The following is a 22291-nucleotide window of genomic DNA, read 5'->3' as shown; positions in this document are numbered from 1 at the left end:
GTTCACCATATCAGGTTAGCATGGTCGTCCCGAAAGGGATAAAAATACGAAAGGGTTGGAAATGCCGGAGTCGCGTGAAGCGGAGAAGAAACAGCTTATTGAAAAAGTGCATGCTTCTCTCGCCAAGGAAGATCAGGCGCTCGCCGATTTCGCCGACGCCTTTTTTGCCCGTGGCGCCGCGGAAGACCTTGTCGCCTATACCTGTGAAGAGTTGTCCGGATTCGTGCGACTGGCGTGGCGGGACTTCCAGTCCCACGAGCTCGGCACCCATCGGGTCAGTATTACCAATCCCGATTTCGACGCGCCGGGCGAGAAGGCCGGCGAACTGACCGTCGTCGAGGTCGTCAACGACAACATGCCGTTCCTGGTTGCTTCCGTCATGGACGAATTGCAGGAAAGCAGGCTTGAAGTCCACCTTGTGCTGCATCCGACCTATATCGTGGAGCGGGACAAAAAGGGAAAGCTCCAGTCCGCCGTTCTGCCGAAACGTAAGGCGAAGCGCTCAGACCGGCAGGAAAGTCTCATCCATATCCACGTGGCGCGGATGGATTCCGAAGAGGCGAGAACCGCGCTGGCAGAACGGCTCAATCTGGTTCTCAACGATGTTCGTTCCGCGGTCCGGGACTTCAAGCCGATGCAGGAGCGCCTCGCGGAGGCCATCGATACCTACAAGACCACGGGGATTGCCGGCAGCAACGACGAGATGTGGGAAGCGATTCACTTCCTGGAATGGTTGGCGAAGGACAACTTCATCTTCCTCGGCATGCGCGAGTACAAGTTCGAAGGCGGTGTGGAAGAAGGCGAACTCTCCCCTCATGTGGGAACAGGCCTGGGCCTCCTGGCCGACCCGGATGTCCGGGTCCTGCGCCGGGGATCGGAATTCGTCCAGATCACGCCGGAAATCCGCGAATTCCTGCTGAAGCCGGAACCGCTGATCATTGCAAAGGCGAATGTGAAAAGCCGGGTTCACCGCCGGGTTCATATGGACTATGTCGGCGCGAAAATCTTCGATGACGACGGCGCCATGGTCGGCGAATTGCGCATTGTCGGCCTGTTCGCGTCGACGGCCTATACGGAACCGACCAGCACCATTCCCTTCCTGCGCCGGAAGGTCGCCAGCGTCCTTGCGCTCGCAGGTTACGATCCGGACAGCCATTCGGGCCGGGCGCTGATCAATGTGATGGAAGGGTTTCCCCGCGACGAGCTGTTCCAGATCGACAAGGACACCCTGTTCGACTTCGCGATTGCGATCCTGCAACTCGATGAACGTCCCAGGGTCCGGGTCCTGCCGCGCGTCGACAAGTTCGACCGCTACGTTTCGATCCTCTGTTTCGTGCCGCGCGACCGGTATACGACCGAAGTGCGCCTCAATATCAGCACCTATCTTTCGGGGGTCTACGAGGGCCGGCTTTCGGCCTGGTACGTGACCTATCTGGAAGGTCCGCTGGCGCGGGTGCATTTCATCATCGGCCGCGACAAGGGCAAGACGCCGACGCCGCCCCAGGAGGAGCTGGAACGCGCGGTCGCCGACCTGATCCGGACCTGGCCGGACAGCCTGCGCGATGCGATGCGGGCCCGGTTCGATCCGGTCACGGCCCGGCATCTGGCGGAACGCTATGCGCTGGCCTTCCACGGCGGCTACAAGGAAGTCTACAACTCCGAGAGCGCCCTGTCCGATGTGGTCAAGGTCGAGGCTCTCTCGGAAGAGCGCAATACGGCGGTGACCTTCTTTCGAAATCAGGGTGAAAAAGACACCCGGCTCTCGCTAAAGGTCTATCACCAGGGGGCGCCGATCCCGCTTTCGGCCCGTGTGCCGCTTCTGGAAAACATGGGTTTCAAGGTCATTAACGAACGGACCTACCGGATCACACCGACCGGCCGGACCCTTTCCTATCTGCACGAGATGACGCTTGAGGCAAGCCGTGGCGGAGAGATCGATCTGACCGCCGATCTGAAGGAACGCCTGGAGCGCCTGTTCATGGCCGTCTGGCAGAACCGGGCCGAAAACGACGGTTACAACGGCCTCGTTCTTTCCGCGGATCTCGCCTGGCGGGATATCGCCGTGGTGCGTGCGTTGTCCAAATACCTGCGGCAGGCGGGCGTCCGGTTTTCCGAAGACTACATGTGGACCACGCTGAACAATTATCCCGCGATCGCCGCGAAGCTGGTCGAGCTGTTTCATCTGCGCTTCACCCCCTCGACGGACGGCGACGACCGCACGCTCGGCACCGCCCGGCTGGAAAGCGAAATCAACAATGCGCTGGAAGCGGTTTCCAGCCTGGACGACGACCGGATCCTGCGCCGGTTCCAGAACGCGATCGATTCGATTCTGCGGACGAATTTCTATCAATTGGACAAGGCCGGCCAACCGAAACCGACCTTTGCCTTCAAGGTGGATTCGCGAAAGATCATCGATCTGCCGCAGCCGCGCCCGTTCCGGGAAATCTTCGTCTACAGCCCCCGTGTCGAAGGCGTGCATCTGCGCTTCGGGCGGGTTGCCCGCGGCGGATTGCGCTGGTCCGACCGGCCGCAGGACTTCCGCACCGAAGTGCTCGGCCTGGTGAAGGCGCAGCAGGTGAAGAACGCGGTGATCGTGCCCGTGGGCGCGAAGGGCGGTTTCGTGCCGAAGCACCTGCCGGAAGGCGGCGACCGGGAGGCGATCTTCAAGGAAGGCACCGAAAGCTACAAGACCTTCATCAACGCGTTGCTTGACGTCACGGACAATCTGGTCGACGACAAGGTCGTGCCGCCCAGGGACGTTCAGCGCTACGACGACGACGACCCTTATCTCGTCGTTGCCGCCGACAAGGGCACGGCCACGTTCTCCGATACGGCCAACGGGATTTCGGAGGGCCGTGATTTCTGGCTCGGCGATGCCTTCGCCTCCGGCGGGTCGGCCGGCTACGACCACAAGAAGATGGGTATTACCGCGCGCGGCGCGTGGGAAGCGGTCAAGCGGCATTTCCGTGAAATGAACCGGGATATCCAGACCGAACCGTTCACGGCGGCGGGCGTCGGCGACATGTCCGGCGACGTTTTCGGCAACGGCATGCTCCTGTCCAAGGTCACCCGGCTGGTGGCGGCTTTCGATCACCGGGATATCTTCATCGATCCGGATCCGGACCCAGCGACAACCTGGGTGGAACGCAAGCGCCTGTTCGACATGGGCCGGTCGTCCTGGCAGGACTATGACACGTCGCTTATTTCCAAGGGCGGCGGGGTCTTCTCCCGCTCCGCCAAGTCGATCGAGCTGTCGCGCGAGATGCAGGAATTGCTCGGCATCAGCCGATCCAAGGCCACGCCGCAGGAAGTCATGTCGGCGATCTTGCGCCTGAAGGTGGATCTCCTGTGGTTCGGCGGGATCGGCACCTATATCCGCGCGACGACCGAATCGGATGCCGATGCGGGCGACCGGGCCAACGATCCGATCCGGATCACGGCGCCAGATGTCGGAGCCAAGGTGATCGGCGAAGGCGCCAACCTGGGCCTCACCCAGCTGGCGCGCATCGAGTTCCACCGCAAGGGCGGGCGTTGCAACTCCGACGCCATCGACAATTCCGCCGGCGTGAACTCCTCCGACATGGAGGTCAATATCAAGATCGCGCTGGGCGCGGCGGTGAAGGCCGGCAAGCTGACGATCGAGGAGCGCAACACGCTGCTTGCGCATATGACCGACGAGGTCGCCGACCTGGTTCTGAGAAACAATTATCTGCAGACGCTTGCCATTTCGATGACCGAACGGCGCGGAACCGAGGATTTCGGCTTCCAGGTGCGCATGATGCGCCGGCTCGAACAGGCCGGGCATCTGGATCGTCAGGTGGAGCAATTGCCCGACGAGCCGACCCTGGCGGAAATGGTGAAAGCCGGGCAGACGCTCACCCGCGCCGAGCTTGGCGTGCTGCTGGCCTATGCGAAGATTACGCTTTTCGACGAATTGCTGGACAGCACGGTTCCCGATGACGACTATCTGGGCCGGGAACTGTTCCGGTATTTCCCCGACGAAATGGCCGAAGCCTATGGTGACGAGATCAGCGGCCACCGGCTTCGGCGGGAAATCATTGCCACCATGCTCGCCAACTCGATGGTCAATCGGGGCGGGCCGACCTTTCTCACACGGCTCAAGGATCAGACCGGCGCGACGACGCAGGACATCGCCAACTGTTTTGTCGCCGTCCGCAACAGCTTCGATCTGACGGATCTCAACAACCAGATCGATGCGCTGGACGCCAGGATCGACGGTGCGCTCCAGCTTGAGCTCTATGCCAAGGTCCAGGATCTCCTGCTCGAACGGGTGATCTGGTTCAAGCGTCACGTGTCGTTCGAGCAGGGCATGGCCGATGTCGTCGACCGATTCAGCCGCGGGATTGCCGATCTGCGGCCGCGGCTCAGGACAGCGGTCAGCGATGCTCTGGCCGAGGCACTCGATGCGGACTCCCGGCGCTACGAGGAGGCGGGGGTTCCGGAAGCCCTGGCGCAGCGGATCGGCTGGCAGCCGGTGGAAATCGCCATTCCCGACATCATCATGGTGGCGGAAGAAACCGAAGCGGCGCTCGATGTTGCCGCCAAGGCCTTTTTCGAAGTGGCGGAATTCTTCCATATCGAAGACATGCACGCGCTCGCCCGCAATCTGTTGCTGAATGACTACTACGACGGCCTTGCCCTCGACCGGGCCCGCTCCGCGCTGGGCTTTGCGCATCGGGATCTGGCGGTTCAGGCGATTTCCGCAGGTGGGTTTGAATCCTGGCTCTCGACCCATGAAAAAGTTGTCGAACGGACCATCCGGACCGTCAATGAAATCCTCGACGGCGACCTGACCGTGTCGAAATTCTCCGTCGCCGCAAGCCTTCTGGCCGAGGTATCCTAATAGGGGCGATACAGGCCTGAACATGATAACCAAGCCTCAACTCGTCATCCCGGACGGAGCGTCAGCGGAGATCCGGGACTGGCGAGCCACGGCCTTCGTCGGAACGACAGTCTCGAAACCGTTAGATTTTTGCCTCCCCGGCCCCGGTTCGCGCTGTCGCTTGAGGGGGGTGACTATGGAAAGAGTTGAGATTTGAAAGAAGTCCAGGCCGGCGATGCCGGCCTTTTTTCCGTTCCGAAGGTTTGAACCATGACTATTGCGGGCAAAGGGGCGGGACGCCTCGCCGTCGTCTCCTGGGCGCTGTTCGACTGGGCCGGGCAGCCGTTTTTCACGTTGGTCACGACCTTTGTCTTCGCGCCCTATTTCGCTTCCGCGCTGGCGGCGACACCGGCAGAAGGTCAGACGTTGTGGGGCTATGCGACGGCGGCGGCCGGTCTCGCCATTGCAATCCTGGCCCCGGTCCTCGGGTCTGTCGCCGATGCGACCGGGCACAGGAAGCCCTGGATTTTTGCCTTTTCCGTACCCTTCGTCGTGGCCTGCATGATGCTGTGGTATGCTGCGCCGGGTGCGCCGTCGGGTGTTACGACCGCGCTGATTGCGTTTGCCGTCGCAACCTTGTCGATCGAGTTCGCCACCGTCTTCAACAACGCGATGATGCCCGACCTTGTGCCGCCGGAGCGGATCGGACGCCTGTCCGGTGCCGGCTGGGCGACGGGATATGCGGGCGGTTTGGTGAGCCTTGTCATTGCCCTCGGTTTTCTGGCCGCCAATCCGGAAACCGGCCATACGCTTCTCGGGCTGGACCCCCTGTTCGGGCTTGATCCTGTGACCCGCGAGGGCGACCGGGCGGCAGGTCCGTTCTCCGGGCTCTGGTATCTTGTGTTCGTGTTGCCCCTGTTCCTGTTCGTCCCGGATGCACCGAAAAAGGCACGGCTCGGACCGGCGGTGCGGGCCGGTTTCTTTAATCTTGCAAGGACATTCCGTGACGCACGGGCCAACAAGGTGCTGTTCACCTTCCTGATCGCCAACATGATCTACAAGGACGGGTTGGTGGCGCTGTTTGCCTTCGGCGGGATTTATGCCGCCGGCCAGCTCGGCTGGGGCTCGATCCAGATCGGCAGCTTCGGCATTCTGCTGACGATCACGGGAACGATCGGCGCAGTCGTCGGCGGGCGCCTGGACGATGCCTATGGCCCTAAAGCGGTTCTCTTCGGCGCGCTGGGCATCCTGATCATCTGCGGCCTGGGTCTGATCTCCATCGACCGGGATACGGTGCTGTTTGTGATACCGGCGACACCCGGCGCGCCGGGCAGTCTGTTCAGTTCCCTGCCCGAGCAGATGTTCCTGGGGCTTGGCGCCTTGATTGGGGCTGTCGCCGGACCGCTTCAGGCGGCATCGCGCAGCCTGCTGGTCGCGATCGCTCCGAAGCAGCAAATGACGCAGTTTTTCGGCCTGCTCGCCCTGTCTGGCAAGGTGACCAGTTTCATGGCCCCGCTTTCGGTCAGCCTGATGACCGCCTGGAGCGGCAGCCAGGCGGCGGGCATGTCCGTCATCCTGGGCTTTTTCGCCGTCGGCGGCTATCTGCTCTTCCTGACAAACGAAAACCGCGCCGCCTGAGATCAGACGGCGCGGTTCCGTTTCGACAATTAATCCGTCCAGATCAGTGGCGGAAGTGACGCATGCCCGTCAACACCATGGCGAGACCGGCCTCGTCGGCTGCCGCGATCACTTCGTCGTCGCGCATGGAACCGCCCGGCTGGATGACTGCCGTGGCGCCTGCCTCTGCCGCGGACAGAAGACCGTCCGCGAAGGGGAAGAAGGCGTCGGATGCGACCACGCAGCCCTTGGTGAGCGGTTCGGACAAGCCGGCCGCCTCGGTTGCGTCAAGCGCCTTGCGCGCGGCGATGCGTGCGGAATCGACCCGGCTCATCTGGCCGGCGCCGACGCCGACCGTGGCGCCGTCCCTTGCGTAGACGATGGCGTTGGACTTGACGTGTTTGGCGACGCGGAAGGCGAATTTCAGGTCGGACAGTTCCTGCTCGCTCGGCGCGCGCTTGGTCACGACCTTCAGGTCCAGATCGTCGACGACGCCGTTGTCGCGGGACTGGGCGAGCAGACCGCCGGCGACGGTTTTCACGAACAGACCCTTGGCGCGCGGATCGGCGAGACCACCGGTGAGCAGCAGGCGCAGGTTCTTCTTGGAGGCAATGATCTCCCGGGCGGCTTCATCGGCATCCGGCGCGATGATCACCTCGGTGAAGATCTTGACGATTTCCTCGGCGGCGGCCGCATCGAGGCTCTTGTTCAGGGCAACGATACCGCCGAAGGCCGAGACCGGATCGCAGCGCAGGGCCAGTTCGTAAGCGTCCTTGAGGGTGGTCGCTTCGGCGACGCCGCAGGGGTTGGCATGCTTGATGATGGCAACGGCGGCGGTGCGGGCCGGGTCGAATTCGCTGACCAGCTCGAAGGCGGCGTCCGTGTCGTTGATGTTGTTGTAAGAGAGCGTCTTGCCCTGGATCTGGCGGGCGGTCGCGACACCAGGACGCTCTTCGCCGGTCTTGTAGAACCCGGCCGTCTGGTGCGGGTTCTCGCCGTAGCGCATGACTTCGGTAAGCTTGCCGCCGACGGCGCGGTAGGACGGCGTTTCTTCGCCGAGCTGGTCCGCCATCCAGTTGGAAACGGCCGCGTCATATGCGGCGGTGCGTGCGAAGGCCTTTAGCGCGAGCTTCTTGCGCAGCCCGATCGGCGACTGGCCGTTGTTTTTATCGAGTTCGGCGATCACCTCGTCATAATCGGCCGGATCGGTCACGACCGTGACATAGGCGTGGTTCTTGGCGGCCGCTCGGGTCATGGCCGGGCCGCCGATGTCGATGTTCTCGATGCCGGTGGCGTAATCCGCGTCCTTGGCGACGACATCCTCGAACGGATAGAGATTGCCGCAGAACAGGTCGATGCCGGTGATGCCGTGGTCGGCCATGGCCTTCTGATGGTCGGCATCGTCGCGGATCGACAGCAGGCCGCCATGAACGGCCGGATGCAGCGTCTTCACACGGCCATCCATGATTTCCGGAAAGCCGGTGACCTCGGAAATGTCCAGCACGGCAAGACCGGCTTCTTTCAGCGCCTTGTAGGAGCCTCCGGTGGAGACCAGTTCCACGCCACGATCCGCAAGCGCTTTCGCGAAATCGATCAGCCCGGTCTTGTCGAAAACGGAAAGAAGCGCGCGCTTGACAGGAACGAGCGGCGGAACGGGGACGCTTTTGGAAACAATGGCCATCGATTTGCCTCGTGATGTGGGATTTGGCGTCGCCCTATCACGAAAGCCGGTAGATCGGAAGATACCTGGCTCAAATCGAGTGGCTAATAGTGCACGCGACAGCCATTCCCTGAACGACTGTTCGCTGCCGGCGCAATCCGGGCGGCCGGCTTGTCAAGCCTGTCCGTCCCTCGGCCATCAACCAGGTAGCGCGGGGCCAGGTCTTGTTCTAACAATCAAACCGTTCGTGACTTAGACCGGGATCTGTCGATGCGCATCACCCACCGCCAGCTCGAGGCGTTCGTCCAGTTTATGGAGGTTGGTACGGTCACAGGAGCGGCCGGCCGCCTCTTTGTCTCTCAACCGGCCATGAGCAAGATGCTGGCCGGCCTGGAGATCGATCTCGGACTGACCCTGTTCCACCGCGAGAAGAAGCGCCTTTTGCCCACCGATGAAGCGCAACTCCTCTACAAGGAAGTGCGCCGGCTCCTGGCTTCGCTGAGCGACGTCGAACGTTTCGCGCGAGATCTGCGCGAGTACCGGACCGGTGAATTGCGGATCATCACGGCGACCTCCATCGGACATACACTGATCGCCGAGGCAACGGCGGAGTTCGCCGCCGAATTTCCGGATGTCTACATCAAGATCGACACCTCGACGGCCGTTGGCAGCGATGTGTTGCGTCAGAATGTCGATCTTGGTTTTTCCGTCACCCAGTTCCACCATCCGTCCCTGCACACCGAACCGCTGTTTCATGCGGCTTCGGTTTGCGTGTTGCCGGTGGGCCATCCGCTTGCCGAGCGCGAGGTTATCGGGCCGCGGGATCTCGAAGGCGCCGAATTCGTTTCCTTTACCCGCGACAGCCGGATGCGCCACCTGACCGATGCGGTGTTCGAACAACAGCGGGTTTCGCGCAAAATGCGGCTCGAGGTGTTCACCTCAGCCGAGGCCAATTCGCTGGTCAGCCGTGGGCTGGGCGTGGCGATCGTCGAGCCGCTGGCCGTTCACCACGGTGTCTGGCCCAATCTGGTCATTCGTCCCTTCGAACCGAAACTCGAATTCACCTTCTCGGTGATGCGACCTCAGGATCGCGGCGACGCCGCCATCGCCGACCGCTTCATGGACGTGCTGAACCGCCGTATCAAGCTGCTGGCCGAGGCGTCCGCCAACAGTTCGACCACCCTGTCGGTCCGACTGCCGCAATCGCGCCCGCGTCGCGAAAACGCCGGCTGAAAAGCCGGTGTTCGATCTTGCTGGCGATGCCGGAAGGTCGGTCACATATCGAGATCGAGCCGCAGGAAATCGCGGGCATTGCCGCCCAGCCACCCGTTCCGCACATCGTCCGGCAGCGACAGGGCGCGCACTTCCGCGACCGTCCGTTCCAACGGCATCATCGGCCAGGCGCTGCCCCAGATGATCCGGTCCTTCAGCACCGTGCGGCCATATTGCAGAAGCGGGCCGTAGCCCGAATGCTCGGTGGTGAGCAGCCTGGGCCGAACCGCGACGAGGCCGATGGAAAGATTGGCGTGCCGCCAGGCGACCGACAGGAGTTCCATCACCCACGGCCAGCCCGGCGGCGAGGCGCAGACGCGCAGTTCCGGAAAATCGCACAGCACCCGGTCGAGCGCGTCGGGCCGGCCGAAATCGGGCGAGCTCTTTAGAGAGAAATTGACACCCGTGTGAATGTTGACCGGAATATCCAGCTCGATGCACTTGGCATAGAGCGGATACATGCGCCGGTCGTCGATGGCGAGCCGGTTCTCGAAACACTGCAGGTTGAGGCCGCGCAAGCCCAGATCGCAAACCGCATGCTCCAGCTCGCGCACGGCGACCATGCCCTTGTTCGGATCGACGCCGGCAAAACCGATGAACCGGCCCGGATATTCCGCGCAGATGCGCGAGACATCCTCATTGCGTACCCGCCCGCCGAAGGTCGTCTCCACGTCGCGGGCCTTGATGACCGTTCGGACAATCCCGGCCGCATCGCATTGGGCGAAAAAGGTTTCCAGATCGATATCGTCGTTTCGTCCGGCTGCCTGTTCGCTCGTGGCATAAACCCGGCGGTAATTCGCCAGGTGTTCGCCCTGCTGAAGCCGCAGTTCCGGAAGTGGCGGCGTCGCGCCGTAGTCGATAATGGGAGTGTTCATAACAACCGCCTTTCTCAGCGCCACACGCCGTCGACCCGGTCGTAGGAACCGGTACGATGGTCGTTTCGCGCCTTCTGCAATTCGGATTTGGCTACCTTGAAAGACGCAGTTCTCGGCATTTCGGCAATAAATTCGAAATAGCGTGGCAGCTTGAAACTGGCGAGCCGCGGCGCCGCATAGGCCATGATCCGCTCGACCATGGCAATGTCGCCGGCATGCCCGTTGTGCAGGCTCACATAGGCCTTGACTTCTTCACCGCGCATGTCGTCGGGCACGGCAATCAGCGCGACCTCCTCGATCTCGTCCATGTCGCGCAATACGCCCTCCACTTCCCGGCAGGCGATATTCTCGCCGCTGCGGCGGATCATGTCCTTCTTTCGCCCGACGATATAATGATAGCCGCGCGTGTCGCGGCGAAAGAGATCGCCGGTATGAAACCAGCCGTCCCTGAGTGCTGCCGCACTCGCTTCGGGCTGGCGAAAATATCCCAGAAACAACCCGGGCCCGCCGATCAGCAATTCGCCGATCTCGCCATCGGGCAGATCGTGTCCGGCCTCGTCGACGATCCGCGTGCGGCGAAACGGCGTCGGAATTCCGCAACTGCCCGAACCAACCATGTCGGTCGCCTCCATCGGCATGTAGAGGCCCGAGCCGATCTCGGTCATTCCGAAGGCTTCGCGCGCGATCAGCCCGTAGCGGGCCTCGAGCGCGGTATGGGCCGAGGCACGCACGCCGTAGATATTTGCGCGGACAACCTCGTTTTGATTGTCATGCGGGGCCGGCGGCTGCTTGGTCGCCGCCTCGGGAAAGAGACAAAACTGGATCCGGTGCTCGGCCAGCCAGCGCGAAAAACGACTGGCGCTCTGCTTGCGCCCGACGAACAGCGTGCCGCGCTGATAGATCGTCATCAACAGCAGCCATTGCGGATCCATGTAGGAGAACGGTGTGGTCGCCAGAATGCGGGCGTAGCGCCGGCCGTCGCGCCAGGCATTCACCATGCCGGTGGTCAGCCAGTAGCGATGGGTCAGCATGCAGCCCTTCGGCAGGCCGGTCGTGCCGGATGTGTACTGAATGTTGACCAGGTCGTCGCGGTCGATCGCCGGTTGCGGACAGTGTGCGGGGTCGGCTGCGGCGATATCCGCTTCCCAGTCCCGGTTGCCTTGGCCGCCGACGATCCGCACGGCATCGTCGGGCAGGACACCGCGCATCTCGCCGTCGAGCAGATCCAGATAGTCGCGATGGATCACCAGCCGTTCAGCGCCCGAATTCTCCACCGCATAGCGCAGTTCGCGGGCGCTGTAGCGCGTGTTGACCGGCACCATCACCGCGCCGATGCGCGCGAGCCCCAGCCAGGTCAGCGGCATCGCCGGCACGTTGGGCAGCATCACCGCGACCATGTCGCCGCGCGCCACGCCCCAGCGGGCCAATGCCGCGCCCACCTTGCGGCTCGTCTCCGCCACCTCGCCATAGCCGTGCGAAATGCCCTCGTCGAAAAAGGTCCATAGAATGCGGTCGGGAGAGTCCGCCGCGCCCTGGTCCAGAAGATCGCCGATCGAGGTTGGCATTTCGGCTGCCTCGATTATGGCGCGGCGTTCTTCGGGCATTTGATCCGGGCGGGTAAGTGGCACGGGGGTGGGCATGGAAATCGGCTATCCTTGTCTGAGATCGGCCACGGGCCAGCCCGCGGCTTCCAGAAGGTTTAACGCGACGCCGAAAGCGCCCACAAATACCGAATGACTTCCAACTTATAACCAGAAAGCATGATCGTCGAAGTGGATAGATCGGCAGTTGAGGCGCTGGGCAGCGTCACGCCGTCCGCTGCGCGATGAAGAACATTACCTTTCGGAATGACATTCGAAAAAAACAATCTTTGACTGTCCCCCCCATCAGCGGGTGATGATTGACACCATGATTTTGGACAAACAAATGAGCCGGCCGGTGGCACCCACAAAGACCGACGACACCATTCTCGAACTGAACAACGTGACCCGTACCTTTGGCGCGTTCAAAGCGGTCCGGGGCGTTTCCCTAAAGATCCGCCGCGGCGAGTTCGTTACCCTTCTCGGACCCAGCGGCTGCGGCAAGAGCACCATCCTTCGCATGATCGCCGGCTTCGAGACGCCCAATTCCGGTACCATCCGCATGAACGGCGCCGATATTTCGAAAAAGCGCCCCTTCGAACGTGCCGTCGGCCTCGTCTTCCAGAATCTGGCGCTCTTTCCTCATCTCAACGTCTTCGACAACGTCGCCTTCGGCCTGCGCGCCCATGGCGTCGGCAAAGCGGAGATCTCCGACAAGGTGATGGCCATGCTCGGGCTGGTCGATCTCGCCGATTTCGCCCATCGGCCGGTCGGCCGCATCAGCGGCGGCCAGCGCCAGCGCGTCGCCCTTGCCCGTTCGCTGGTCACCGAACCCGACGTCCTGCTGCTCGACGAGCCGCTTTCCGCGCTCGACCTCAAGCTCCGCCGCCAGCTTCAGACGGAATTGAAGACGATCCAGCAGAAAACCGGCATAACCTTCATCTTCGTTACCCACGACCAGGAAGAAGCGCTGTCGATGTCCGACAGGATCGCCGTGATGAATGCCGGCCTCGTCGAGCAGTTCAGTCCGGCGGTGGAAACCTACCATTTTCCGCAAACCGAATTCGTTGCCCGCTTTGTCGGCGAGACCAACCTGTTTCACGGCCGGCTGGCAACCGACGATGGCGGCAAGCGGGTCCTGCGTTTCGACGACCCGCCCTTCGAGATGGCGCTGCCGGAAAACCTTCCGGAAGACCTGCCAGAAGACCCGCCGGAATTCGCACCGGGACAGGCGGTCGCCCTTTCGGTGCGGCCCGAACATGTCCGCATCGAAGCCGCCGACGGCGCTGGAGACTGCGTTCGCCATACCGGCCAGGTGGTTTCGCACAGCTTCTCCGGGGCAAGCCTGACCTACACGATCCGAACGGGTGGTCGCGACGTTCTGGCGCAAGCCGTTTTCAGGCCCGGCGGCCGCCACCCCCTGCCGGTCGGAGAAGCCGTCACAATCGGGTGGGACATGGACCAGGTTCGACTGATCCCCGCATCACCGCAACGTCAAGAGCACTGATAACAAAGGAGGACACCATGAAGCTTACACGGCGTACACTCATCCGGGCGGCCGCCGCGGCGGTACCGCTGGCCACACTGCCGCGCTTTGCCCGCGCCGGCGAGGGCCCGATCCTGCACGCCTCGTGGGGCGGCGGCGTCGGCGACACCTGGCAGAAGGCCTTCGCAACCCCCTACCAGACCGATACCGGTACCGACGTTCGCATCGTCGAAATTCCGAACCCCGAAGCGCAGTTCCGTGCCCAGGCCGGCGCGCCGCAATACCACAGCGGCATCTGCACCTATGTTCAGGCCAACAACCTGATGCGCGACGGCCTGGTCGAGACCTTCGACCCCGAAGAACTGCCCGAGATGCAGAACATCGACAAGAAGTACTGGCTGACCACGCCGGACGGAAAACTGGCCGGCGTCACGCCTTATTTCGCCTATTACGGCATCGGCATGAACGCCAACGAGGCCAAGGTCGAGGACTTCTCATCGTGGAAAAACCTCGCCGATCCCGAATGGATGGGTCGCATCGGCCTGACCCGGCCGATCTATCTCTCGACCTACGACCTGACGATCATGTCGAAGGCGATGGGCGGCAACGAATTCCACATCGACGGCGGCATGGAACTGCTGAAGGGCACGGCGAAGAACATGCTGAGCGTCGCCAGTTCGCTTGCCCAGCAAAACGCCATGCTGGAACGCGGCGAAGTGGCGGCCATGCCGTTCTATTCGGTGCGCGTATGGAGCCTGAACGAGGCCGGCGCCGACTATGTCCGGATCGTCATTCCGGACGAAGGCGCGTTGCTGCTCCCCTATGTCATCGTCGCGCCGAAAGGCGTCGCCGACCGTGACATGGTGGCTAAATGGCTCAATTACATCGCCAGCGCCGCGCCGCAGGAACGCGGCGTCGCGCTGTCGGGCTACATCCCGGGCAACAACAATGCCAAGGCGACGGACGAGATCGTCGGTAAGCTTGGCATGCCCCTCGACGACTTGCGCGCCAAGCTCTACCAGCCGGACTGGGATTTCATTGCCCGGCACCAGAAGGAACGCGTCGACGCCATCGAAAAGATGATGGCCGAACTGTAAGGCCCTTACACAAGACAAAGGCGGCCGCCGAATCCGGCCGCCGCCCGTCCGCCTCCTCTCCAACGCCCGTCTGGAAAAATGAACCGCAAGCTCTCAACCGGTCTGCTTCTTCTGCCCTCCGCCGCGCTGATCGGCATTTTCGCCATTGGCCTGCTGGCGCTGGTCAAGGCGTCGGTGGTCATCGACGGTACCTTCGACCTCAAGCACTATCGTGATTTTCTCGAACGGCAGGATTACCTCGACATGCTGGCCCGCACGCTGCTGATCGCCGGACTGACGACGTTCTTCAGCCTGCTGATCGGCTTTCCGACGGCCTATTTCATCGCCCGCAACCGCGCCAATCGCAATTTCCTGCTGATGCTGGTGATCTTCCCCTGGTTGGTCAGCATCGTCGTGCGCTCCTATGGCTGGATGGTGATCCTCGGTCCGCGCGGCATGGTCAACTGGCTGCTGTCGGCGATCGGATTGACCGATGCCCCCGTCAAGCTGATGTACAATCTGTTCGGCGTCGTCCTGGGCCTGACCCATGTGCTCGCGCCCTTCATGATCATCGCCATCCTGTCGGTGCTGATGCAGGTTCCGCGCACGCTGGAAGAGGCGGCCGCCAGCCTCGGCTCCAAACCGTTGCACAGCTTCCGAAACGTCATCCTGCCGTTGGCGATGCCGGGCATCCTCACCGGCGTAACGCTGGTCTATCTGATGGCCACCGGTGCCATCGTCACGCCGCTGATGCTCGGCAGCCTCCAGAACACGATGCTGGGCACCAAGATCTTCGAGGAGGTCATGCATTTCTTCGACTATCCCAAGGCGGCCGCGCTCGCGACCGTCCTGCTGATCACCGCGCTTGCCGTCGTCCTGCCGCTGCAATGGCTCGAACGGCGCATCAACCACCGCCATGGCGAGGGAGTGTCGCGATGACCCGGCTTTCCTTATCGCGCGTCGTCGGGATCGGCACGCTTCTGTTCCTGCCGCTGCCCATCGTCATCGTGGTGATCGTCTCCTTCACCTCGGCCGGCTACCTTTCCTTTCCCATCCCCGGCCTGTCGCTGCGATGGTATGTGGAGTTTCTCGGGTCCGCCGACTGGCTGGCCGTGCTCGGCACCAGCGCGCTGCTGGCGTTCATCGCGGCCTTCGTCAGCACAGCGGCCAGCTTCGCCGCCGCCTGGGCGATCGTGCGCGGCGGCATGCGCGGCGGCGCTGCCTACGAAACGGCACTGTTGACCCCGCTGATCTTCCCCCATGCCGCTATCGGCGTGATCATGATCGTCATCCTTTCGACAATCGGCTGGCTGGGCTCCTTCATCGGCCTGGTGCTCGTCCACTGCATTCTCACCATACCTTACGCCTACCGGCCCATAGCCGCCTCGCTGCGCAAATCCGACCCGTCCCTGGAAGAGGCGGCCATGAGCCTCGGCGCGCGCCCGCTGCGCACCTTCTTTCTGGTCACGCTGCCGGCCGCGCGGCCCGGCCTCATCACCTCGCTGCTGTTCAGCTTCATCATCTCCTTCGACGAGGTGACTGTAAGCATGTTCCTGGTCGGCCCCTTTGTGATGACGCTGCCGGTGCAGGTCTTCAGCGAGGTCCTGGAAAGCGCCAGCCCGGTGGTTGCCGCCGTCTCGGCAACGCTGGTGCTGTTCACGATGTTGCTCGTTTTCGTGCTCGACCGGTTCGTCGGCATCGAATTCTTCGTCGAACGCGATTGATGCAATCATGCCCGCACGGAACGACCGACCGGCAGGAACAGGAGGAAACCGGATGGCGCAGGATACGGCCCACTGGATGAAAAGCGCCGCCGAGATCGCGGCGGAGGTACGCACCGGCAGACTTTCTGCCAGCGCCGTGATGGAGTCGGTGCTTGCCCGCATCGCCGATGTCGACGGCAGGGTCAACGCCTATGCCACGGTCGATCCCGATCAGGCACTGCGCGGCGCGGCCGCCGTCGACGAAGCGGTCGCGCGCGGCGAGGATCCCGGTCCGCTCGCCGGCGTTCCTTTCTCGGTCAAGGACCTGGTCGAGACGGCCGGCATGGAAACGGCCTTCGGTTCGCATGTCTTCGCGAGCAACGTGCCCGACAAGGACGCCGTCGCGGTCGCGCGCCTGCGCCAAGCCGGCGCCATCCTGATCGGCAAGACCAATACGCCCGAATTCGGCATCAAGGCGCTGACCAACAACCCGCGCCATGGCTACACCCGCAATCCCTGGGATCTCGAACGGTCGCCGGGCGGATCGAGCGGTGGGGCGACGGCCGCCGTCGCCGCGGGCATGGGCCCGCTCGGCATGACCACCGACGGCGCCGGTTCGTCGCGCATCCCTGCCGCAGTTTGCGGCGTCCTGGGCCTCAAGCCGACGCTTGGCCGGGTCGCCAACGAAACCGCGATCGAACTGTTTTCGACGTTCGTCAATCTGGGCCTTGCGACCCGCACCGTCGCCGACATGGCGGCGGGCCTGACCGCGATGAGCGGTCCCGACGACGGCGACCCCTGGTCGATTGGCCGGCCGGCCGCCGTCTTCGCTGTGCCCGAAAACCCGTATCGCGCACTTAAGGGGCTGAAGGTGCTGGTCTTCCGCCGCATGGGCAACCGGCTTGTCGACAATGACGTCGAGGCGCTGCTCGACGCGCGCCTTGCCTTCCTCAAGGCGGAAGGTGCGGACATCTCGGAGGGTCCGGACGACTTCGACTGGTCGAAGGCCAGCCAGTTGACTGCCATGCGCGCCTATCAGCGCGCCCGGCTGGGCTGGCTGCTCGAGGCCCATGAGAATGTTCTGGATCCTGTCCTCACGGCCGCGCTCAAGGAGGCGGCGCATCAGGATCTCGCCGCCGTGCAGGCCGCACCGGGCCTACGCTCTGGCCTTTTCCGCCGGGTGCAGGCTTTGTTCGAGCCGTATGACGTGATCGTCACGCCCACCGTTTCCGCCCCGCCGCCCCATTTCCGGCACACGCAGGACGACCCGATCACCATCAACAACGAGCTGGCCGGGCCTCTGCGCGCCAACTGGTATGGCTACACGGGAACCTTCAACCATACCGGCCATCCGGCCATGTCGATCCCGATGGGCTATACGCAGGACGGTCTGCCGGCCGGAATGCAGGTGGTGGGTCGCTGGTTCGACGAGCAAAGGCTGATCGCCATCGCCGCTGCCTGCGAGGCCCGCCATCCCTGGGTGGACGAATGGCCGACGCTCTGACGACAGGCGCCGCCGCCGGGCGGGGCATTTCCACTATCCCCTTCTGGTGGGAGGATGCGCCACCCGAACCGAGTCCCGACCCCCTGCCCGAAACAACGGACGTAGTGGTCGTCGGCGGAGGCTTCACGGGTCTTAATGCGGCGATCGCCCTCTGTCGTGGCGGCATGGACGTCACCGTGCTCGAGGCAACGGATTTCGGCCGTGGCGCCAGCACCCGCAATGCCGGCCATGTGAGCAGCGGCGTCAATCTCGGCAAGGGGTCTTCTTCGGCGGTGCGTTCGCCCATGGAACGCACCCTCGCGCCGGACCTGCTCGCCGCCGTTCGTGCCGAAGCGGCCGCCTCCTTCGATTTTCTCGAAGCCCGTGTCGGCGAACTGCCGCTCGACGCATTCTATCGCCGATCCGGCCGGTTCGTCGGCGCGGTCAGCCAACGCCATTACGACGGGCTGGGCGAGAAGGCCGAGAGGCTTGGCGGCTATCTGGTGGCGCGCGCCGACCAGACACGCGAGATCGGTTCGACCGCCTATCGGGGCGGCATGGTGATCCCGCGTTCCGGCCAGCTTCACCCGGCACGCTATATGCACGGCCTGGTCGCGCTGGCGCGCGCGGAGGGCGCGGCTCTGGTGTCGGGGGCCGCGGCTGAAAGCATCGAACGCAAGGGTGCGGCCCTGGTCATCCGGACCGCGCGCGGACCCATTCGCTGCAAGGATGTCCTCATCGCCACCAATGGCTATACCGGCATGTTGCTGCCGTGGCTGCGACGACGGGTCATCCCGGCTGCCAGCTACATCGTCGTCACCGAGCCGCTGCCAGCCGGGATGATGGACCGGCTGCTGCCCGAGCGCCGCACCTATGCCGATACGCGGCGGCTGCTCAACTATTTCCGGCCGACGCCGGACGGTCGGCGCCTGCTGTTCGGCGGACGCGCGACCTTGCGCCAGCGCGATCCTGCATCGGTGGCGGAAGACCTGCGCGACCGCCTTGTCGCCATTTTCCCGGAATTGGAGGCCGTATCGATCAGTCACGCCTGGACCGGCACCATCGCCTTCACCTTCGATTTCATGCCGCATCTCGGCCGCCGCGACGGCATTGCCTATGCGCTCGGCTGCAATGGCAGCGGCGTGGCGATGCTGAGCTATCTCGGCCATCGCGCCGGCGAGGCGATGCTGAGGAGGCCGCCCTCGGCCTTCTGGAACCTGGATTTCCCGACGGCTCCCCTCTATCGCCAGACGCCCTGGTTCCTGCCGCTGATGTCCGGTTACCAGCGTGTTCGCGACTGGCTGGACACGCGTCAGGGCTGAACGCGGCGCCCGTCAGGCATTCTCGGCGTAGCGTTCGGCGAACGGGTTGTCGACTGAGGCTCTAATCGAAGGGAAGCTCTGCTTCCGGTTCCATCTCGGTTTCCAGCGGACCGGGCTTGGCGACGGCGGTTCGGCGGAATTGCCAGGATTGGGCGGGGGCTTCTCCCAACCGGCCCGACAGAACGATCTGCATCGTCTTGCGATGGCCGAAGACGTCGGAAAGATAAATCGATTCTTCCAGGGACAGTTCGGAGCCCGGCGCATCGAATTCCCAGGCCTCGCCGTCCCGGCAGATCAAGAGAACCGATGTTCCGCTGCGCAGCAGGTTGGCCCGCACCTGCGGATGGAGATGGAAGCGGATCGCATAATGGTGATCGGGATCGACCGGCCCGACCGGCGTGAACGTATCGATGCCATCGAGGACGGTCCCGTCGCCGGCCAGCCGCAGGTCCCTGACGTGAATGATGCCGAATTCCCGGGCGTATCCGTCGTGGGAGGCGGTGATGTGAATGCCGGCGTCATCGTCCGAGCGGTCGACTTCCACGGATTTGGGGCCAGACATGACCGGAGCGCCCAGCCAGTGTTTCAGATACCGGTCGTACAGAAAGCGGCAGGAGGACGTATCCTCGATCGTTGCCGTGGAATGGGCGGCGGTGGAGCGGCTTACCTTGCGCCAGAGATCGTTCGACTTGGGCGAGACGCCGCAATTGACGACGATCCGGTTGAGACGGCTGGAAAATTCAAAGGACAGGCAGCCGGCATGAGCGTCCTCGCTCAGCAGGAGGTCGGGCGGCTTGCCCGTGTCCGCGAGCACGACCGTTTCTCCGCCCGTCAGCCGCTGGTAACCGGAATGGGGGGCGTTCGACGGTGCCGCGCCGCGGGCATCGTCATAGGCCATGATCGTTGCCACAAGGTCGTTCGGCGTGGATCCCATACCGTTGAAATGAGCGAAGGCGCCGTCGCCATGGCGGAAAAACCGCATCATCGGCATCATGCGATCGACGGACTGGAGCATGGTCGCCGGCAGTTCGAGGCCTTGCGATACCAAAGCCTGCCGGACGGGCAAAAGATCGGTAAGGATGTCGATAATGGCCCTGGGATTGCGGGAAATGTGTCCGCCATCGGGAAGGATCTGTGTTTTCAATTCCTGATCGAGCCGCCGGATGGCCTGGCGGATGTAACGCCCCTGCCCGGCCATGGAAACGCTGGCGGCGGTGATGGCGATGGCGACATGAAGCTGCTCGACGCCTTCATCGGCCTCGTTGATCGTCTTGCGCAGGAATTTGACCTGCCGTCCGAGGGACCGCAGGAAGCGTTCGTAGAAGTTGTGGTCGCCGTCTTCCAGGAGAAACGGCGATTGGGCGAGCCAGGACATGACCCGCCGGGCCACGACCGGTGTTTCCCAGCCGATGGCGTGGCGCCGGCCGCAGTGTTTGATCCAGTCGTCCACAAGCGCCCGGGCGTTCTGCCGTGCGACCTGGCTGTTGGAAGCTCTCAGATCGCGCAGCCAGCCGAAACTGTGCAGCTCGCGCTGCCAGTCGGGGTGCGCCGGCATGATTTCGAACGGGGAAAGGCCCTGGGTTTCGATCAGATGACCGGAAAACAGAAACCGCCCACCATAAATGTCGGCCGCATTGGTGGCATCTGTCGTGCGCAGGTCCTGGGGTGCGATCGTCAGCCGTTGCGGGGCCCTTGACATGGGCTGCAGGCGGAAGAAAGGCCCGCCGTGCAGCCACCTGAGGCCGCGTTGCCAGGCATAGTGCGCCATCAGCCGCCAAATGCGGCTTTTTTCCAGGACGGTATCCATGGTCATGGGGGAAACCCGCCAACTCTATGAACGCACGCGCGAATACCGAAATCCCTTTCAACGGAGGCTTATACCAAACGGTAAGGTTATCAAATCATTTCAATTATTAGGGAATGAACGGTTTAAGCGCCGTTAAAGCCGTTTCAACCGTGCCGCAAAAAAACCGTCCAGCCCGCCGGGGATGTTTTCGGTGTCGGTCAGATGGGAGGGCAGCGTTCTCAGGTAGCCGTCCGGCGTAATACACTGGGAAAGCCCGCCGATTTCGTCGGCAAGGACCGGGACCACCTCGAAACCCGTCGTTTCCGACAGGAATGCATCGATCTGGCTCTCCCCTTCGGACCGTTCCAGGGAACAGGTGCAAAAGACCAGTAAGCCGCCGGGTTTCAGCCAACCCGCCGCCCGGCGCAGGAGTTCCGCCTGGATTTCGGCCAGTTTTTCAATGTCCCTGGGCCGCTTGATCCAGGCAACGTCCGGATGGCGGCGGATCGTTCCGGTCGCGCTGCAGGGCGCGTCGAGGAGAATGGCGTCGAAAGGCTCGGACGGTTCCCATTCGCGCAGATCCGATGCGACGATTTCCGCCGTCAGGTTCAGCCGGGCAAGATTTTCGCTCACCCGCTTCAGGCGGCTTTTGGAAATGTCGACGGCGGTCACCTCTGCGCCGGCAGAGGCAAGCTGCGCCGTTTTGCCGCCGGGCGCCGCGCACAGGTCGGCGACCCGTTTGCCCGTTACGTCGCCAAGAAGCTTTGCCGGCAGGGAGGCGGCCGCGTCCTGCACCCACCAGGCGCCCTCTTCGAAACCTTCCAGCTTGTCGACCGCGCCTTTGCGGGACAGCCGCACCGTTCCGGCTGCGACCACGGCACCCTCAAGGCGTTCGGCCCAGGTTTCCGGGTCCTGCCTTACGGTGAGATCAAGGGCTGCTTCCCGCTTGTGGGCGGCGGCAATCGCGCGGGCCCGGTCTTCGCCGTAGGTCTCGGTCCAGCTTTCGAACAGCCAGTCTGGCGTGTTCAGCCGGTCCGCATCGAGATCGGCGGTGACATCCTCCCGTTCCCGTCCAAGCCGGCGCAGAACGCCGTTGACGAGGCCTTTGTAAGGACGTGCGCGCTTGTCGACGGAGGCGTGATCGACGGCCAGGGAAACAGACGCCCGGTCGGGAACATCGAGATAGAGCATCTGGGCGATGGCGACATGGAGAATGTCGAGGACGCGCCCGGTCCTCTCCGGAATATCCCGGTCGAGCAGACGGTTCAGAATTTCGGAGATTTCCCCCCGGTGGCGGAGGGCCGCGCCCACGATGGCGCGCACAAGGGACCTGTCGTTGACGGCCAGAGCGCGAAAACCGGAATGGCCCGACGCCGTGTCCAGCTCCCCGTCGAGCGGGCGATATTTGTGAACCACATTGCCGAGAATGTCCGCGGCGACCTTTCGCGCGGCAAATCCGGGCTTTTCTCGGTTGTCAGCGCCTTTTTGCGCGCTTTGTTTTTGTTTTGGGGGGATTGGCTTTGCCAAGGACGTTTCCGGTATTTGTGCTTTTGAAGCGAAAAAGAGAAGCGCCGCGACCGATTGCCGG

General features: G+C 63.2%; 14 protein-coding genes. 9 read left to right on the top strand and 5 right to left on the bottom strand.

The window, feature by feature from the left end:
* The first annotated feature begins 61 nt into the window (after nt 1–61).
* Nucleotides 62–4864, top strand: a complete 4803-nt coding sequence (locus tag ACN0SO_RS11815) for an NAD-glutamate dehydrogenase (RefSeq protein ID WP_417677841.1) — start codon at nt 62–64, stop codon at nt 4862–4864.
* A gap of 249 nt (nt 4865–5113) precedes the next feature.
* On the top strand, nt 5114–6481 hold the full coding sequence (locus ACN0SO_RS11810; RefSeq protein WP_417677839.1) for an MFS transporter: 1368 nt from the start codon (nt 5114–5116) through the stop codon (nt 6479–6481).
* 43 nt (nt 6482–6524) lie between these two features.
* Here the strand turns inward: ACN0SO_RS11810 and purH are convergent, their stop codons facing one another.
* Nucleotides 6525–8141 (bottom strand): bifunctional phosphoribosylaminoimidazolecarboxamide formyltransferase/IMP cyclohydrolase, encoded by a 1617-nt coding sequence (gene purH, locus ACN0SO_RS11805; protein ID WP_417677837.1) that lies wholly within the window; start codon nt 8139–8141, stop codon nt 6525–6527.
* 249 nt (nt 8142–8390) lie between these two features.
* On the opposite strand from purH, the gene ACN0SO_RS11800 reads away from it, so the two are divergent.
* On the top strand, nt 8391–9353 hold the full coding sequence (locus ACN0SO_RS11800) for a LysR substrate-binding domain-containing protein (protein ID WP_417677835.1): 963 nt from the start codon (nt 8391–8393) through the stop codon (nt 9351–9353).
* Between the two features lie 41 nt (nt 9354–9394).
* On the opposite strand, the gene ACN0SO_RS11795 is transcribed toward ACN0SO_RS11800, so the two are convergent.
* Both ACN0SO_RS11795 and ACN0SO_RS11790 read right to left on the bottom strand, forming a co-directional pair.
* Nucleotides 9395–10267, bottom strand: a complete 873-nt coding sequence (locus ACN0SO_RS11795; protein ID WP_417677833.1) for an amidohydrolase family protein — start codon at nt 10265–10267, stop codon at nt 9395–9397.
* Nucleotides 10268–10281: 14 nt separating this feature from the next.
* Complete coding sequence (locus tag ACN0SO_RS11790) at nt 10282–11907, bottom strand: class I adenylate-forming enzyme family protein (RefSeq protein WP_417677831.1); 1626 nt, start codon at nt 11905–11907, stop codon at nt 10282–10284.
* Between the two features lie 298 nt (nt 11908–12205).
* Here ACN0SO_RS11790 and ACN0SO_RS11785 point away from each other — a divergent pair, with 298 nt between their 5' ends.
* The 6 genes from ACN0SO_RS11785 (at nt 12206) to ACN0SO_RS11760 (ending at nt 18917) form a co-directional block, all read left to right on the top strand.
* Nucleotides 12206–13354: an ABC transporter ATP-binding protein gene (locus ACN0SO_RS11785; protein ID WP_417677829.1), complete on the top strand. Its 1149-nt coding sequence runs from the start codon at nt 12206–12208 to the stop codon at nt 13352–13354.
* A 17-nt stretch (nt 13355–13371) separates the two neighbouring features.
* Nucleotides 13372–14430, top strand: a complete 1059-nt coding sequence (locus ACN0SO_RS11780) for an extracellular solute-binding protein (RefSeq protein ID WP_417677827.1) — start codon at nt 13372–13374, stop codon at nt 14428–14430.
* 78 nt (nt 14431–14508) lie between these two features.
* Nucleotides 14509–15348, top strand: a complete 840-nt coding sequence (locus ACN0SO_RS11775; protein WP_417677825.1) for an ABC transporter permease — start codon at nt 14509–14511, stop codon at nt 15346–15348.
* A complete protein-coding gene (locus ACN0SO_RS11770) occupies nt 15345–16133 on the top strand; it encodes an ABC transporter permease (RefSeq protein WP_417677823.1) in 789 nt (262 codons plus the stop codon). The genes ACN0SO_RS11775 and ACN0SO_RS11770 overlap by 4 nt, the downstream gene beginning before the upstream one ends.
* Before the next feature lie 139 nt (nt 16134–16272).
* Nucleotides 16273–17616: an amidase gene (locus ACN0SO_RS11765; RefSeq protein WP_417678222.1), complete on the top strand. Its 1344-nt coding sequence runs from the start codon at nt 16273–16275 to the stop codon at nt 17614–17616.
* Complete coding sequence (locus tag ACN0SO_RS11760; RefSeq protein WP_417677821.1) at nt 17601–18917, top strand: NAD(P)/FAD-dependent oxidoreductase; 1317 nt, start codon at nt 17601–17603, stop codon at nt 18915–18917. The genes ACN0SO_RS11765 and ACN0SO_RS11760 overlap by 16 nt, the downstream gene beginning before the upstream one ends.
* 61 nt (nt 18918–18978) lie before the next feature.
* On the opposite strand, the gene ACN0SO_RS11755 is transcribed toward ACN0SO_RS11760, so the two are convergent.
* Complete coding sequence (locus tag ACN0SO_RS11755; RefSeq protein WP_417677819.1) at nt 18979–20730, bottom strand: heparinase II/III family protein; 1752 nt, start codon at nt 20728–20730, stop codon at nt 18979–18981.
* 126 nt (nt 20731–20856) lie between these two features.
* Nucleotides 20857–22230 (bottom strand): 16S rRNA (cytosine(967)-C(5))-methyltransferase RsmB, encoded by a 1374-nt coding sequence (gene rsmB, locus ACN0SO_RS11750; protein ID WP_417677817.1) that lies wholly within the window; start codon nt 22228–22230, stop codon nt 20857–20859.
* Between the last annotated feature and the right edge of the window lie 61 nt (nt 22231–22291).

Source organism: Roseibium sp. (genome assembly GCF_048260565.1).
GTDB lineage: Bacteria > Pseudomonadota > Alphaproteobacteria > Rhizobiales > Stappiaceae > Roseibium.
Note: the sequence above shows the minus strand (reverse complement) of the source record. Positions and strands in the feature narration are given on the sequence as shown.